The sequence below is a fragment of the Pseudidiomarina sediminum DSM 21906 genome (assembly GCF_000423165.1).
Taxonomy (GTDB): Bacteria; Pseudomonadota; Gammaproteobacteria; order Enterobacterales; family Alteromonadaceae; genus Pseudidiomarina; species Pseudidiomarina sediminum.
In genome coordinates, this window is record NZ_KE383983.1 from 667,762 (window position 1) to 683,360 (window position 15,599).

At 50.3% G+C, this 15,599-nt stretch carries 13 protein-coding genes; 6 read left to right on the top strand and 7 right to left on the bottom strand.

The genetic code is table 11. The features are described from left to right. Positions 1-49: 49 nt before the first annotated feature. Positions 50-958, bottom strand: a complete 909-nt coding sequence (locus G535_RS0108460; RefSeq protein ID WP_026861671.1) for a hypothetical protein — start codon at positions 956-958, stop codon at positions 50-52. Positions 959-1,061: 103 nt separating this feature from the next. Continuing rightward, positions 1,062-1,976, bottom strand: a complete 915-nt coding sequence (locus tag G535_RS0108465) for a hypothetical protein (RefSeq protein ID WP_126775146.1) — start codon at positions 1,974-1,976, stop codon at positions 1,062-1,064. Positions 1,977-2,170: 194 nt separating this feature from the next. Between G535_RS0108465 and G535_RS0108470 the strand changes: the two genes are divergently transcribed. Next, positions 2,171-3,478 carry a serine hydrolase domain-containing protein gene (locus G535_RS0108470; RefSeq protein ID WP_034727933.1) on the top strand — a complete coding sequence of 436 codons (1,308 nt, stop codon included), beginning with the start codon at positions 2,171-2,173 and terminating at the stop codon, positions 3,476-3,478. A 45-nt stretch (positions 3,479-3,523) separates the two neighbouring features. Here G535_RS0108470 and G535_RS0108475 read toward each other — a convergent pair whose 3' ends face one another. Both G535_RS0108475 and G535_RS0108480 read right to left on the bottom strand, forming a co-directional pair. Beyond that, positions 3,524-4,426: a hypothetical protein gene (locus G535_RS0108475; protein ID WP_026861674.1), complete on the bottom strand. Its 903-nt coding sequence runs from the start codon at positions 4,424-4,426 to the stop codon at positions 3,524-3,526. A 144-nt stretch (positions 4,427-4,570) separates the two neighbouring features. Further along, on the bottom strand, positions 4,571-5,731 hold the full coding sequence (locus G535_RS0108480; protein ID WP_026861675.1) for a porin family protein: 1,161 nt from the start codon (positions 5,729-5,731) through the stop codon (positions 4,571-4,573). Between the two features lie 365 nt (positions 5,732-6,096). Between G535_RS0108480 and G535_RS0108485 the strand changes: the two genes are divergently transcribed. The 5 genes from G535_RS0108485 to G535_RS0108505 are packed head-to-tail and all read left to right on the top strand — an operon-like array spanning position 6,097 to position 12,570. Continuing rightward, positions 6,097-7,266, top strand: a complete 1,170-nt coding sequence (locus G535_RS0108485; protein WP_026861676.1) for an iron-containing alcohol dehydrogenase — start codon at positions 6,097-6,099, stop codon at positions 7,264-7,266. Positions 7,267-7,281: 15 nt separating this feature from the next. Continuing rightward, positions 7,282-8,652: a permease family protein gene (locus tag G535_RS0108490; protein ID WP_026861677.1), complete on the top strand. Its 1,371-nt coding sequence runs from the start codon at positions 7,282-7,284 to the stop codon at positions 8,650-8,652. Beyond that, positions 8,649-10,013, top strand: a complete 1,365-nt coding sequence (locus G535_RS0108495) for a sigma-54 interaction domain-containing protein (protein ID WP_026861678.1) — start codon at positions 8,649-8,651, stop codon at positions 10,011-10,013. Before G535_RS0108490 ends, G535_RS0108495 begins: the two co-directional genes overlap by 4 nt. 2 nt (positions 10,014-10,015) lie before the next feature. Beyond that, positions 10,016-11,500 carry an NAD-dependent succinate-semialdehyde dehydrogenase gene (locus tag G535_RS0108500; RefSeq protein WP_026861679.1) on the top strand — a complete coding sequence of 495 codons (1,485 nt, stop codon included), beginning with the start codon at positions 10,016-10,018 and terminating at the stop codon, positions 11,498-11,500. Between the two features lie 35 nt (positions 11,501-11,535). Further along, positions 11,536-12,570, top strand: a complete 1,035-nt coding sequence (locus G535_RS0108505; RefSeq protein WP_026861680.1) for a cyclase family protein — start codon at positions 11,536-11,538, stop codon at positions 12,568-12,570. A gap of 52 nt (positions 12,571-12,622) precedes the next feature. On the opposite strand, the gene G535_RS0108510 is transcribed toward G535_RS0108505, so the two are convergent. The 3 genes from G535_RS0108510 to G535_RS0108520 all read right to left on the bottom strand — a co-directional run bounded on the left by G535_RS0108510 (position 12,623) and on the right by G535_RS0108520 (position 15,595). Beyond that, on the bottom strand, positions 12,623-13,237 hold the full coding sequence (locus tag G535_RS0108510) for a hypothetical protein (protein ID WP_026861681.1): 615 nt from the start codon (positions 13,235-13,237) through the stop codon (positions 12,623-12,625). Between the two features lie 143 nt (positions 13,238-13,380). Continuing rightward, positions 13,381-14,769 (bottom strand): YfcC family protein, encoded by a 1,389-nt coding sequence (locus G535_RS0108515; RefSeq protein ID WP_026861682.1) that lies wholly within the window; start codon positions 14,767-14,769, stop codon positions 13,381-13,383. Further along, a complete protein-coding gene (locus G535_RS0108520) occupies positions 14,744-15,595 on the bottom strand; it encodes an N-formylglutamate amidohydrolase (protein WP_241970449.1) in 852 nt (283 codons plus the stop codon). The genes G535_RS0108515 and G535_RS0108520 overlap by 26 nt, the downstream gene beginning before the upstream one ends. Between the last annotated feature and the right edge of the window lie 4 nt (positions 15,596-15,599).

The window sequence follows — 15,599 nt, forward strand, 5'->3', positions numbered from 1 at the left end:
CCAAAGCTGGATGAGCTCTGGGTCTTTGACGAGGTTGCGAATGCTGTGACTAGAGAAGTTGACGCAACTGACGTAATTCAGGGTAGGTAATGAGTTCGTTGCGATAGGCGTCGTAGAGCACGCCGCGTTCACACATGGTCGGGCCGCTATAAGCGAGCGGGAAGCCACCGGTTTGTTGCGCTTCACAGGCAGCAAAATGGTCGGCGATGGTACAACCATCTTTATCCGCGCCATTGGCAATTCCTGAGTCTACACCGTCAATGGTTAATGTTGGCGCAGTAAGCGACGCTTCACATTCATCATAAAAGTTCATGACGCCGTCGTTGTCGTCGTCAGGCCCTGAATATTGAAATGAAACATTGCGTAGCGAGTAGCCGTTCCGTTTTTGGAACTCAGGGAGGTAGATCATCAACCGGAACGAGAGGTTGCTGGACTCAATGTTGGGCAGAATGGGAAGGGCATCGTCACCGTTAAAGGACTGTTCATCTAAAAATAAGTCTGCCACATAAAGACCTAGCTCATTCCATGAACTTTGCTCAGGCGTTGCAAAATAAGTGGTAATAAAATAGATACTTTCTAAGTTGTTATTGTTGTAAGAATTGACAGAAACATGATTGGTAAACACACGGTCTTCGGTAGCGTCCGTAAACGTTGTGTTTAGTGGCAAGGTGAGAAGGTTGTCGTGCTCATCGAAAAATTCAAACTTAATTGACTCGATAGCGTCGGTGTACTTGCGTGCTTCATCGGGGCGAAAAATAAAGGGCGTAAGTTCGCTTTCATAAATAATTTCCACGCGTGCACTTTTAACGCCAGCATCGAACAACCATGCGTTCTCTTCGGTCGGAGCGTTTTGATAAACATCGCCTTCGATGTTTAATGTTAAACGTTCGGCGTGAGCGGTCGGCACGGTTAACCCCAAAGTACCTAGCATCACAACCGTAGCTAATGATGTCTTCATGATAATCATCCTTTTTTTCAGTGGTAAAAATGATGGGTATGCATGGGGGAATAACCATCGAGAGCTTTGTCGTTAATGACAATGTTGAGTCATCAAAAATGCCTTAGTAGAGGGTTGCGCGAAGTTGGCGCAGTTCCATGTAGTCAATCAGCCCGTTACGGTATGCATCATACATAACGCCGGTTTCACACATGGTCGGTCCGCGATACGCAAGGAAAGGTGCGCTTTGTTGCTCAGCTTCACATGCCGCGAAGTGATCACTGATCGCGCAGCCATCAGTATCAACGTGATTGGTCACACCAGAGTCGATACCATCAATGACAACCGTGGTGTCTGCTGCAGTGGCGGTACAGAGATCTGCGCCATTGGCAACGCCATCATTATCATCATCACTGAGGCTGTAGGTTAGTGTTGGACTGGCAATTCTAAACAAAAGTTGGTGTTGCTCGTTACTGGAGAACGTTGTGAACAGTGTTACGAAACGGTTTGGCTCATCGGTGATGATACGATGTGGCGCAATACTGGTATCGATGAAATCTGCGTCTGTAAGTTGTCCAAAATAAATACGCATCTGCTCTTCATAGTCACTTGTGTTGTTTGGCACAAAGTAGGCTTGGAAAAAAGCGCGCTGTTGATGGACATCGGTTTCTGGATATTCGAGTCGGTACAGGTTTTCCTCGACGAGGTAAGCTGAAGTCGGATCAAACGCTGTCGTTCCGCTGATATCGATAGCATCACCATGAACGTCAAAAAATTCGTAGGTAATCGAAAGGATCGTATTTTGATATTCAATGGTGTTGATAGGAAGGTGAGTGTATCGACCTAACTCGGGTTCGACACTGGTATCATAAACAATCGTTGCACGAGCACTGTGCGCGCCTGCAGCGTAAGTCTCTGCACTGGCGTTTGTGTCTGTGATCGTCCCTGTGATCGTAAGTTCAAGTTGATCCGCGGCAGCCGGCAGCGACAAGCTGGCGCTGATGCCAACCATTGCTAGCAATGAAAGAGAGTTCCTCATGGCAAATTCCTTTAAATAAAAGTTAATTTTTTGGATTTTGCATGGGGGAGCACAACTATCGGCGATTTCTTCAAGAATTGCAAGTAATGCAAAAAAAGCAGCTAGCTGGGAGCTGTCGAGTGAGGCGTTTGACAGTGCGATAGGCTATAGTCGTACAAGCTTTCTTAAACACTTTCTTAAACAAGAGGTGCCTTATGTTGAAACACGTCGGGGTAGTGGCGTTGAGTGGTTCGGTTATCCTATCGCTGGGTTGTGCCAGCGCGAACCCGCCGCTGAGCGCAGAGCAGTCTGATCCTAAGGTGATGGGATGGATGCAAGGTTTTCCGCCAGCAGTGGATAAGCGGGTGATGCAGCCAGATAGCAATTTCTTTAGTTTTCCGAAGCTGCGGTGGTCGGTCTGCCACATGCGCGAACTGTTGCCGACTGCGAATGTGGCCCGTGATCCCATGCAGGCGAGTGCGCTGACGTATGCTTTGGATGATGGTATTGAAAGCATTACCTATACGCCGATGGGCGCCAGCGAGACGCTCACATGGCAGGATTTTCTTGCGAAGAATTATACTGATGGCCTGTTAATCATGCACAAAGGGCAGGTGGTGTATGAGTACACCACCGGTTGCTTGGATAAACATGGTAAACATGCGGCCATGTCGATGACCAAATCGATGACCGGGTTGCTGGCACAAATTCTGGTGGCAGAGGGCGCGCTCGATGAAAATGCACTGGTGAGCAGCGTAATACCGGAACTTGAGGGGAGCGGTTTTGGTGATGCGACCGTGCGGCAGGTAATGGACATGACCACCGCAATTCAATTTAGTGAAAATTACGCCGACCCTAACGCGGACATTTGGACCTATTCGCGTGCGGCAAGTCCTCTACCGAAACCTGAGGGTTACACTGGCCCGAATGGCTATTTTGAGTACCTACCTACGGTGCAGAAAAACGGTGAACACGGTGAGGCGTTTGGCTATCGTACCGTGAACTCAGATGTGTTGGGCTGGTTGATTGCACGCGCCAGTGGTCAGCCGGTGCATCAGCTGCTTAGCGAACGTATTTGGCAACCTATGGGGGCAGCCTACGACGCCTACATGAATGTGGATGCGTTGGGTACCCCGTTTGCTGGCGGCGGCTTAAGTGCCAACCTCTATGACTTAGGTCGGGTAGGGCAGTTGATGCTGGCGCAAGGGCAGTTGGGTGAAACAGATGTCTTCCCGCGGGAAGTTGCGCAAGCGATTGCCGCAGGCGGTGATAAAAAGGCCTTCGCCAAGGTGGGGTACACCACCTTACCTGGCGGCAGCTATAAGAGTATGTGGTGGGTGTTTCATAATGCCAATGGCGCCTATGCAGCACGTGGTGTTCACGGACAAACCATTTACATCGACCCGACGGCAGAAATGGTGATTGTGCGTTTTGCGTCCTTTCCACAAGCAGGTAATGCTGCGATTGACCCAACGTCGTTACCGGCGTATCAAGCGATTGCGGACTATCTTGTCGCGAAGTGAAGCTACAATAAAACACGGCGCTTTCCGCGCCGTGTTTACTTTGGATTATCGAACGCTTGGGTTCGAGCTATAGAAGGTAATCATACTGTTGCGCAACTGGCGCACTTCGCTGTAATCGACCAAACCATCGCGGTACAGGCTGTAGGTCACCTGCATTTCACAGTAGGTTGGACCTTGGAAGCTTGGAATATCCGTCGCTGCTGCGGCCACAATTTCCTGACACGCCATGTAGCGATCACTGATGGTACAGCCGTTGGCATCAACGTCGTTGGTCACACCTGAATCAAGCCAACCGAACACAACGGTGCTGGTCGTGATTGAGGCTGGGCATTGGTCTAGATCATCGGTAATGCCGTCACCATCTTCATCAAGCACGACATAGCGTACAGTATGGGCGTCAAAATCTATGACGTTAATGCCCCTTTGTTGCCCATTCATCGTGAACACGTCGATAGTGTAGCTACCGATTTGATTCACCACTTCTTTGACTTTCGGAAAACCGTTATCGAACCCAATGGGAGCTTCGATGGTTGGATCGTTAGGGTCGATACGGGACAGTCTGAGAGAAATGTCTTCCATGAAATTTAAAATATCAACGACCATGCTTTGCTCTTGCAAGTTGCTTGGTTTGCTAAGCAACATCCCATTTATACTTAGAGCGCTCTCAGGCGTGTAGACGTAACGGTTGGTCATCGTGTTCTGCGGGTCGTAAATCTCTAGTTCAACAGAGATGAGCGCACCAAAAAAGGTGTATGTATCACTATTCTGTTGAGTGTCGTTCACGTTGGTAGCAAAGGTTACGAGCAACCGCAGTTGTTGAATATTAGGATCGGTATTATTACTTTGACTTGGGCGTTCGGCGATGATTTCGAGTTGGGCTTCTTGCGCATGGGCGCTACTCAGAAATAGCGTTAGGGCAAGGGTGGTTAAAAAGGCGGAGACTTTCATATAGGGTCCTCAATGAAAACAAGTTGTTGATTGCGCGTATTATCTTGCCTCCCTTTGGGGTTAACTGAAATATAACATTTGACAGGTTGTATCAAAAAAAAAGAGGAGCCTAGTGGCTCCCCCCTCGCAATGCTGTTGGCGTTGTTAGAAACTCAGCGCAAGACCTACGCTAATCGCGTTATTCTTAATGGTATCGCCTTGATGACTTTCGGCTTCCATGTTTGAGAACTCGGTTGAGACGGTGAACATATTCCACAAGGTGTGGTACACCCCCAAGCTCGCTTTGGTCTGTTGCTCAACTTGTGCCAGCGTATCGACACCGGCCAAATCGACTTCTGAGACACCATAGTTAAAGCCAAGTTTGGTGTTGCCAATTTTGTGGGTGATTTGCGTGAACCAACCCGAGCTGTCACGCGGCGTGCCATTGACGTCGGCCGCGTCAATCAACAAGCCGTAGTAGCCTAGGCCTTCAGTATTAAAGGCTGAAAAAGCTAAGCGGGTGTTATCAAGCTGCAAGGCTGCGGTCATATCAACACCGGTCGCGTTATAGGCGCCAATTTGCGTGTCGACGCGCTGGTTGAAGAAGGTGCTTGAGATATACCCTTTCTCGAAGTTGTAACGGATACGACCATGTACGCCTGGACGCTCTGAACCTGAATCACCAACGTAACCATTGCCACCGAAGCTCACTGAGTCAAGCGGTTGGAAGATACCGATATCGGCTTGCAAGTTTTCAGTGAGCTGACGGCTGTAGGTGATTTGCGATAAACGGTCTGCGAAGATGTAGCCATAACCGGCCGCACCTAAGGTGGTGTTCAGTGGGCTGCGTACCGATGCCGTTGCACCAACACCGCCTAACGCCATATCTTCAAGCACTACATCAATACCAAATACGCCATAATCACGGCCTACTTTTAAGGTGCCAAAGTCAGCATTGCCAATGGTGAAGAAGGCGCGGTAGGCGCGATTGTCACCACCACCATTAAACGCGGTGTTATCGGTTGTGCCTGGTTCGTAAGCAAAAACTGCCTTGATATCAAAGCCTTCACGTTGGGTTGCTGCCGAGAACTGGAAACTTGCCGGGCTGTAGCCGTTCGAGACAGATGAAGCATTGTCACCGGTACAAAGCAGCGCATTGCCCGCAACCACGTTGCCTGATTCGTCGCAGTTGGCATAAACCGCGTGTGCATTGATGTAACCGTTGAAGTTAAAGTCCCACTTTTTATCTTCTTCGGCGAAGGCCGACGCACTAAATAGTGAGGCCATGAGTGCCGGAAGGTAAAGCATTGCTGTTCTTTTTTGCATGAGAGATTCCCTTTTTCTTGTCGTTATTGTTTTGCATCTATGTCAGCGATGACAGCTGTCATAATGTCTGGGGTTGGAAGCTTGCAATGCTTGTGCCAAGTTTCATTAATTATTTAAAGCTATGTTTTTAAAGGTTTTTTGTGAGTAGCTAAAATCACGGGGTGATGATGTTTGTCATCAGTTATTTGTTTGTTGATGATATAGTGCATCAAATGGGTTCGATGGTTTCGCTGGCGTTCTTTGTTAAAGTTATATTTTACAATGGGTTATGTGATTTTTGAAAAGTTGGTATGAGGCTTGCAGTAATTATTCCAAATGATCTTCGCGAATAAGATGAAATAACAGAACAACAAGAAGGTAAGTTCATGAGTGCGGCAACCGTTCAAGTATTTAAAACTGCGCGTCGTTTATTAACGGGAGCGAAATCAAGTAAGAATCTTGCTGAAGAAATGCGAGGTCTTAACATGCAGCGGCCTTTGATCGTGACCGACAAAGGCGTGCAAAAAGCAGGGATCACGGCATCAATGCTACGTCATTTAGCTGATGCGGGCATGACCGAAGTTGAAGTCTATGACGCCATTTCAGCAGAGCCTGAAATGCATGTGGTGGAAGAGTGTCGCGCGCTGTACGAGCAAAAAGATTGTGATGGCATTATTGCCATTGGCGGTGGTAGTGCCATGGACACCGGTAAAGCCGTTGCGGTGTACGTCGGTGACGCGCGTCCGTTAAGTGAGCTGTTTGGCGAAGACCAAGTCACGCCACGTAAGATCCCGCTTATTTGTATGCCAACCACAGCCGGCACAGGGTCTGAAGTCACCAATATCTCGATTTTGTCCGACGTTGATGCGCAGCTGAAAAAAGGCATCGTCAGCAATGAATTACTCCCAGATGTGGCGATCGTAGCGCCCGAATTGACCGTTAGCTGTCCACCGTCGGTAACTGCTGCAAGTGGCATTGATGCCTTAGTGCATGCGGTCGAAAGTTATCTCTCCAATTTCGCTACGGATATTACCAAACCATTGTCGTTGGCAGCGATTCGGATGATTACCAAATCGTTATCGCTGGCGTACGCGCAACCGGATCATTTGGTCGCGCGTGAACAGATGGCGACCGCAAGTTTAATGGCGGGTTTAGCCTTCGGTAATGCTGGTGTGGGTGCAGTGCACGCATTGGCGTATCCGTTAGGTGGGCGTTTTCATTTGTCGCACGGGGTTAGTAACGCGGTGATGTTTGCCCCGGTAATGCGCTGGAACCGTCAAGCCTGTCCAGAAAAATTTGTCGACATTGCTATCGCGATGGGGGCCCGCGCTGATATCACCGAGCAGGACGCCGGCAACTACGTGTTGGCGATGATTGAGCTGCTTTGCCGTGATGTAAAAATTCCGAAGAGCTTGCAGGAGTTTGGCATTACTGAAGACGACTTACCTGAGCTTGCTGAGGCCGCCAGTGGTGTCACCCGTTTGTTACGCAATAACCCACGTGAATTGAGCGTCGCTGATATTGAAGCGATCTACCGCGAAGCCTATCAGGCTTAAGCAAAGGAGCAGAGCATGTCACTTTGGAAACAACGCGCGGTAGGCGCTGAAGCGCCGTATTTCGCACTTGGACCTTTTAAAGTCCGGTTACCCTTTGTGCATTACCGGTTTGAGTGGCCGGATTATTTGCAAGGGTTGCTGATGTGTGCGGTCGATCTTGCCGCTATCTCACTGATGACAGAATTGCTTGGTATGCCGTTTGAGGCTGCGTTGGCAATAGTGTTGATCAACGGCTTGTTTTATTTACTGCATCACTTATTGGGTGACCCTGTGGTGCCTGGCTGGATCACGCCGGCGATCCCGCTGCTCATGATGTATGTCGAAACCTTTCCTGAAGGGGAAGCAAGGGTACATGCATTGATTGCCTTTCAAATGATGTTAGGACTGTTTGCCATGGTACTCGGTGCCTCAGGCGTCGCGAAGAAAGTGGTGCAACTCATTCCGAGTGCGATGAAGGCCGGTGTCATCATGGGCGCAGGGCTCGCAGCTGTAGCTGTGGTGTTCAAGGAGGGCGGACGTTTTGAAACCTATCCGTTTACGATCACTATCGCTGTTGGTATCGCGTTCTACCTGATCTTCTCAAAGCATTTTGCCGCTTTACAAGACAAGCACTGGTTGTTTGCTGCGATTGGTAAGCTTGGTGTGTTCCCTATTATCGTGCTGGCTATTGTTGTTGCGCCACTCTTTTCCGAGGCTCCCTGGCCGGAGATCGAGTGGGGCATCACCCAGCCTGATTTCGTAACTATGTTTACTGAGTACACCTTGTTCGGTGTCGGTATGCCACCTTGGATGATGTTTGTGACGGCGATTCCAACGGTGCTGGCGGCTTACATCGTCCTCTTTGGGGATGTCTTGCAAAGTAAAGCAATTCTCGATGAAGCCGACGAAGTGCGTCAGGACGAGAAAATTGACTATGACCCGAACCGTGCCCACATGATTTTCGGCGCACGTAACTTCGGTATGAGTATTATCGGACCCGATGTGGCGATGTGTGGTCCACTCTGGGCGGCCATGCATGTGGTTATTGTGGAGCGCTTTAAAAAAGGGCGCAAAGCCATGGACTCGATTTTCGGTGGCGCCGGCTCGTTCCGTTGGGGTACCAACACTGGACTGTTGCTGTTGCCGGTGGTGAGCTTGGTTGAACCCATTCTTGGTATTGCGTTGGCGCTGACGTTATTGATTCAAGGCTATGTGAGCGTACGTATTGGTATTCAAGAGGCGCGTTCTGAGCGTGACCTTGGTATTGCTGGCGTGATTGCTGCGATTTTGGTGGTCCAAGGTGCGACATGGGCATTCGCTGCGGGCGTGTTGCTCTGCTTCTTAATCTACGGTTGGCGCCTAGCTGGACCGAACGAGTTTAAAGCCAAAGGAGAGCAAGACGCATGATCTCTGGAGACAACTTACAACGTGTGATCGATGCCATGAGTGATGGGGTATACATTACCGATGGTCATGGTGTGACGCTGACGGTGAACAAAGCCTACGAACGCATTACCGGGATCCCGCGCAGTAAGTTGGTCGGCTTGCATATGTCCGAAGTGGTGCGGGCGGGATATATTTCACGCTCCGTGTCACTTGAAGTGCTCAAAGAGCAAGGGCCGGTGACGTTTTCGCAAACCATTGCTGATGACCATAAAATTCTAGTGTCGGGCACGCCGATGTTCGATGCCAAAGGGCGCATTGAATACATTGTCACCACGGTCCGTGATGTGACTGAGTTACTGCATGCAAAGCGCGCAGAAGAGCAGCTTGAGCAAATTTTAAAACTACGTGACCACTATGGCACCTCGTTTGATGGTGATTTGAACAATGTCCCCTTCATCATTAGTCGGCGCACCAAAGACTGCTATGACTTGGCCAAAAAGGTCGCACCGACGAGTGCAAAAGTGTTGATTCAAGGCGAAACCGGTACTGGTAAAACCTTATTAGCTCGCACCATTCATCAATACAGCGATGTTGCTGATGGGCCATTCATTGAACTGAACTGTGCGGCGATGCCGGAAACCTTGCTCGAAGCTGAGTTGTTTGGCTACGTTGCAGGCGCCTTTACCGGTGCGTCGCAAAAAGGTAAAACCGGACTGTTAGAAGCGGCCAATAACGGCACTTTATTCCTCGATGAAATCGGCGATTTACCTTTAAGTTTGCAGGCCAAATTACTGAAGGTGATCGCTGAGAACCGCTTTCTTCCCGTCGGTGGCACCGAATTCAAAAGCACAAACTTTCGCCTTATTTCCGCCACGCACCACGATTTAAAACAACAGGTGGCGCAGAAGTTGTTTCGTGAAGACCTGTTGTATCGCTTAAATGTTGTGCCGTTGGAACTACCACCACTGCGCGAGCGGACCGATGAGGTGGAAGCCTTGTTGGCGCACTACTTAAATCATTTCAACAGCAAGTATGAGTTGGACTGCCAGTGGCATCGTGATGTGGTGTATCGCCTTAGTCGCTATGACTGGCCAGGCAACATTCGAGAACTGATCAACTTAACCGAACGCTTGGTGGTGACTGCCGATCAGTCGCTGATCACCTTAGCGCAGTTGCCGAGCGAGCTTAGGGGCGAAACCCCTGAAGGTGCATCTGGTGCAAGCTTAAAAGCGCAAGTTGAGGCGTTAGAGCAACGCCTTATTGAAGATGCCTTGGCCGTGTATGGCACCACGCGTGCTGCGGCGAAAGCCCTCGGTATCGATCAGTCGACACTGGTCAAAAAACAACAACGCTGGCGGAAAGGTCAACAAACGGAGTCGTAAAAATGTTTGCAGATAGTAACTTAGCGTTGCGCCAACAGGCCTTGGTCAATGGCGTATGGGTTTCAAGTACAAAAAATACTACGGCGAGTGCTACAGAGAGCGCAGTGGATGATAGCTGGCATGAGGTCGTGAACCCCGCGACGCAAGCCGTGATTGGTCGGGTACCGCAGCTCACGGAAGCACAAATGGAAGACTGCATCAGCGCAGCTGAAGCGGCGTTTTATCAATGGCGCGAGGTGCCGGCCAAGCAACGTTGCGCAACGCTGGCACGTTGGCATGCCGCCATTGTTGCTGATCGCGAGCGCCTAGCGCGCATCTTAACCCTTGAACAAGGAAAACCCCTAGCCGAGGCGTTAGGTGAGATTGACTATGCTGCCAGTTATATCCAGTGGTATGCCCAACCTGCGGTGTTAGAACGCAGTGCAGTGCTGCCTTATGGTGACACACCAACCTCGATGCTCGTGGTCAGTGAACCGATCGGTGTTTGTGCGGCAATCACCCCTTGGAACTTTCCGGCGGCAATGATCACGCGTAAGGTCGCCCCAGCACTGGCTGCTGGCTGTAGCATGATCGTTAAACCTGCACCGGATACACCGTTCACTGCACTCGCCTTAGCTGAGCTGGCGCTAGAGGCGGGCATACCTGCCGGTGTGCTGAATGTGGTCACGGGGGAAGCGGAAGTGATTGGCGGCACGCTGACGCGTAGTGCCAAGGTGCGCAAATTAAGCTTTACCGGCTCTACCGGGGTAGGGCGTTATTTAGCCGCTGCTTGTGCGCCAACCTTAAAGCGTTTATCGCTTGAATTAGGTGGCAACGCGCCATTCATTGTGTGTGAAGACGCTGATGTGGATGCCGCAGTGCAAGGCGCCTTGGATTCAAAATTCCGTAACGCCGGACAAACCTGCGTATGCGCCAATGCGTTTTACGTGCATGACAGTGTTTATGAGGCTTTTGCCGATAAGCTCGTGGCACGCGTGAAGAAGTTACAACTCGGGCGCGGCGACGAAGCCGAGGTAAACATTGGACCGCTGATCAACGAAGCGGCCTTGACCAAAGTTGAACAATTGGTGGCAGACGCTGTTGCGCAAGGCGCTACTGTGCGTTGTGGCGGTGCTCGGTGGGCGGAACAGGCACAATGGTTTGTGCCAACCGTACTTACCGAAGCGACGCAGGACATGCGTTGTGTCAAAGAAGAAATTTTTGGTCCTGTAGCGCCGCTGGTGCGTTACAGCGATGAAGCTGGTTTGTTGGCGAGTTTGCGTCAGCAAGAAGCTGGTTTAGCGGCGTACTTTTACAGTCAGCAATTAGGACGAATTCAACGCCTCAGTCGCCAACTGGAAGTTGGCATGGTTGGGGTCAATACCGGGCTTATCTCAGATGCAGCCGTGCCCTTTGGTGGTGTGAAAGCATCAGGTATGGGTCGCGAAGGCGGCCAGCAAGGCATCGAGGAATACCTCGAAACCAAATACATCAAACTCTCGCAATAAGATAAATAAAACACAATAAAAAAAGGAAGCAAACCATGACAGTACTTAAGAACCTTCTCAGCGTGGCGGTGACCGCGGCTCTTGTGGGTGCAGCCGGCGCAGCAATGGCAGACACAACTGCGATTGAAAAGTTGCAAGCGGATATGCCAAACAACTGGGGAAAGTGGGGCAAGGACGATCAAATCGGTGCCTTGAACTATTTGGATGACAAGCAAGCCATGCGTGGCGTGCAAGCGGTAAAAAGTGGTGAGACGTTCACCCTACAATTGCCAATGATCCACGGCATTGGTCCAGTCTTCCCTGGTCGTTTACCGGCACAACACTTTATGATGCAAGACGAAAGCATGTATCAAACAGGCAAACTCGACAAGCTTGCGGGCGGCGTAAAGTACTCAGATGACGCGGTCTTCATGTACCTGCAAGGCACCACGCACATGGATGCTTTGGGTCACGCTTGGTACGGTGACAAAGTTTATGGCGGTGTTTCTGCCGATAGCACTGTGCATGGCCATGATCATATTGATGTAAGTGCGCTCGCAGACCACGGTATCGTTGGTCGCGGCGTATTGTTGGACGTCGGTCTTGCCAAAGGTGGTGAGTCAGGCCGTTTAGCACCGAGCAGCTGTGTTACCTTGCAGGATCTGAAAGACACCGCGAAAGCACAAGGCGTTGAAATTGAGAAGCGCGACATTCTCTTGATTCGTACCGGTTCAGTCGGTCGTTTTTACACCGACACGCCTGATGCTGAGTGGACAGCAACTACCGAACCAGGCTTGTGCTACAGCAAAGAGTTGGTGAAGTGGGTAGATGATATGGAAATTCCAGTGATTGCTGCGGATAACCTCGCCGTTGAACTGGTACCACAAAACATTGAAGGGACTGACTATGTGATCCCGCTTCACGGTGCCTTGATCCGTGACCTTGGTGTGGTCTTGAGCGAATTGTATTGGTTAGATGATTTGGCTGCCGATAGCGCTGAAGACGGTCAGTACACGTTCATGTTTACTGCAGCGCCATTGAAGATGGAGCGTGGCTCTGGCTCGCCAATTAACCCCATCGTGATCAAATAATTACGTCTTGAGCACACTGCAAAAGGGCAACCATGGGTTGCCCTTTTTGCTTTTAAAAGATGGTATTGCAGTCAAGGTCTGCACGGTCGATGCGATGTAGTACTTTGTTCGTGTTGCTGTTGCGCACTAAGATATCATCGGCGTCTGCCTGCAGGTCATAGGCACCTACCCAATCGATGCGTGCAAGTGGTGCTAAGGCGTAGCGATGAAGAGGGCGTGGACACTTCAAATAAAGCAGGTGGAACGCCTCTGCGGTAGCACCTAAATTAACTGTGCGAGTATAGATGGTGTGGCCTGCTAGGTTGTGCTCTTGATGGTTGTAAGCCGACGGTGAAGCGCTGATAGTTGCATAGCCTATCCAGATAAGCAGCAGCGGGATTTGGAGCAAGATGAGCAGGTAGTTAAAACCAAGATAGCTATAGCGAATTCCCCGGTTGGCTAGGGTGCTCTTAATCATTTCCGTGCGTGTTAACAGCAGAAAAAAGGCAAGCCCAAGTAATAACAACTTAATGAACATCAACGCATAACCCAACTCCGCCATGAGTTGTGGCGACTGCCAATTCAACCCCCATAAGGTCGCTGAGTGCAGACTTTCCAGTAACGGGAAAAGCGTACAAAAAACAATGAATAGAATAAGCATGGTAGAGCTTTGCTGGGGTGTTTTCATTGGGACTGTCCTTGTGGTGAATTTGCCTCGTTCAGGAGAAAATAAGCCCAATTTATACCGTGAAGTTTAAATTTTTACCAATCTTGTGTTTTAAAAGTGTTGTAAATGAGCTTTCCCGCGCTAGCGGGAAAGCCCTTTGGTCCTTAAGCGCCAAGCATGACCGCATAGCTCAGCATCAGCATTGCCAAAGCGATAAAGATCAGGCAGAGCGGTAAGATAAACTTCGCCCACTGACTCCAAGGAACTTGTGCCGTAGCAAGGTAGGCCAATAAAGTGCCCGAGGTGGGTGTGATCATGTTGGTAATACCGTTACCAAACAAAAACGCCAGTACGGTGGTTTGCGGGCCGACTCCAGCGAGTTGCCCTAAGGGTCCAAGAATGGGCATCGATACCGCTGCTTGACCTGAGGTTGACGGAATAAGAAAGTCCAAGCCGAGTTGCGAGATTAACATGGCCTGAGCTGCCACATAGGCGTTACCTTCACCGACCAGGCTGGTAAGGCCATAAATCACGGTATCTAAAATACGGCCTTGCTCCAGCGTTACTGCAATGGCAAAAGCTACGCCAATTAAGAAACTTGCCAGCAGAATTTTTTTCATGCCAGCAACGAAGGCATCAGCTGCGCGACTTACTCCCATGCCACTCATAAAGGCAAGCACAACACTCAAGGCGAGATAAAACGCTGTCAACTGTTCTTTATTCCACTGCCAAGTGTTCGAGGCATAGACCAAAAAACCAATGCCGCTTAGTAACACCAGCCACATGAGTGTGTGGCGCAAAGACAAGCGTTTGCTTTCAAAGCTAACGGTGGTGTGGTCATGCATGCCATGCAGTTTGGCATGACGGCGAATGACCCAGAGCATGAAACCAATGCCTACTATGGTGAAGATTAAAAAGAAGACAAAGCGCAAGCCTGCACCACTAAAGATCGGAACGCCAACCAGGGGCTGAGCGATGGTAAGTGGTAATGGGTTAGTGACTGAGCTTAAATAGCCAGCTTTTACCGCGACCGTCACGATACCTAGGCCGATAATCTTGGTGAGTCCAAGTCGTTCTGCCATGGCGACCATGAGTGGAATGATCAGTAAGTATTCCGAGGCGAGGCCTAAGAAGGTGCTGCCTGCGGCAAAGACCAGCATTAGCGAGGGTACCAGTACGTATACGTTCCCACGCACACTACTCAGCAAGCGCTCCAGTCCGGCATCGACGGCGCCAGCTTGCTTTAAAATGCCAAACATCCCGCCAATCACTAACACCATAAAAATGAGGCCCGCGCCGCGCTCAAGCCCTTCTGGAATAGCGAGAAAGAGTTCCGTCAGACTGACGGGCGCCGCGCCTTCTACCGGGGACTCGACGCGCCACAAGTTGGTGACGCTACGATCTTTCTCGATGGTGCTATAGCTGCCCGGAACCACGAGTTTACCGTCACGTTGATAGCTACCTGAGTCGACCAAGTACGTGAGTAGGCCCGCCAGCAGTAAAATGCTGAATAACACCACCAACGGATTAGTTGTTGCTTTGGATGTACTCAAGAATTGCCTCCGTGACTTTCGTCAGCTGCCCTTGCAAGGTGTCGAAATTGTCCGACTTCGTGAACCTCGCTTCATGCATATATAAACCGCGATTGAGCTCAATTTGAATACTATGGAAGCCTTTATCGGGCGCACCGTAACGGCGCACAATATGACCGCCCTGATACGGGTCGTTAATGCCAACACTGAAGCCGAGCTCGCGAAAGGTTGTTGCCACATGCTCGGTGAAACCTGCTGCGGCAGTTGTACCGTTACCATCGCTAACCACCACGTCAGGACGCGGCTTGCCAGCGTCAATGTTCATGGCGTTGCCTTTTGATTTCATTGAATGACAATCAATGTGCCAGACCTGACCAAATTGACGGTGCAAGTGCATTAACCGGCGGACCAATTGCCGATGGTACGGCCAATAATAGTCGTCGAGGCGATGTTGTACATCATGCACGGTCAATTTGCCGTTGTACATGGGGACATTCGGCAGAGCGAAACGTCGGATTAGGCCCATGCCTCGAGCGCTATAGGGGGTCGCAACCACCTCTTCTGGCCACGGCTCAGCTAAAAGTTCGGCATCAATGTCGGTTGGACTGCGGTTTGGATCAATGTACATGCGCGAAAAATTCGCCGCGAGTAAACTTGCCCCATGCTGCACTGCTGGGTGCCAAAGCTCTTCGACAAAGGCGTCCCAGCCGGTTTTCAACTGCGCTTGCGAAGCGTTGAGCTGGCTATGCAACGGAAACGTGTGGCTGCTATGTGGCGAATCGAACAACAAAGGTTGTGATTGCCCGACAGAGGGCAACCACAGAGTATAAGCTTTTTCGGTAAGCACACGC

What these genes read in the sequence shown, in the direction of transcription:
- G535_RS0108510 (WP_026861681.1), bottom strand. Translation starts at nt 13,237, where the DNA reads ATGAAAACACCCCAGCAAAGCTCTACCATGCTTATTCTATTCATTGTT.
- G535_RS0108480 (WP_026861675.1), bottom strand. Translation starts at nt 5,731, where the DNA reads ATGCAAAAAAGAACAGCAATGCTTTACCTTCCGGCACTCATGGCCTCA.
- G535_RS0108485 (WP_026861676.1), top strand. Translation starts at nt 6,097, where the DNA reads ATGAGTGCGGCAACCGTTCAAGTATTTAAAACTGCGCGTCGTTTATTA.
- G535_RS0108475 (WP_026861674.1), bottom strand. Translation starts at nt 4,426, where the DNA reads ATGAAAGTCTCCGCCTTTTTAACCACCCTTGCCCTAACGCTATTTCTG.
- G535_RS0108460 (WP_026861671.1), bottom strand. Translation starts at nt 958, where the DNA reads ATGAAGACATCATTAGCTACGGTTGTGATGCTAGGTACTTTGGGGTTA.
- G535_RS0108470 (WP_034727933.1), top strand. Translation starts at nt 2,171, where the DNA reads ATGTTGAAACACGTCGGGGTAGTGGCGTTGAGTGGTTCGGTTATCCTA.
- G535_RS0108465 (WP_126775146.1), bottom strand. Translation starts at nt 1,976, where the DNA reads ATGAGGAACTCTCTTTCATTGCTAGCAATGGTTGGCATCAGCGCCAGC.
- G535_RS0108505 (WP_026861680.1), top strand. Translation starts at nt 11,536, where the DNA reads ATGACAGTACTTAAGAACCTTCTCAGCGTGGCGGTGACCGCGGCTCTT.
- G535_RS0108490 (WP_026861677.1), top strand. Translation starts at nt 7,282, where the DNA reads ATGTCACTTTGGAAACAACGCGCGGTAGGCGCTGAAGCGCCGTATTTC.
- G535_RS0108500 (WP_026861679.1), top strand. Translation starts at nt 10,016, where the DNA reads ATGTTTGCAGATAGTAACTTAGCGTTGCGCCAACAGGCCTTGGTCAAT.
- G535_RS0108495 (WP_026861678.1), top strand. Translation starts at nt 8,649, where the DNA reads ATGATCTCTGGAGACAACTTACAACGTGTGATCGATGCCATGAGTGAT.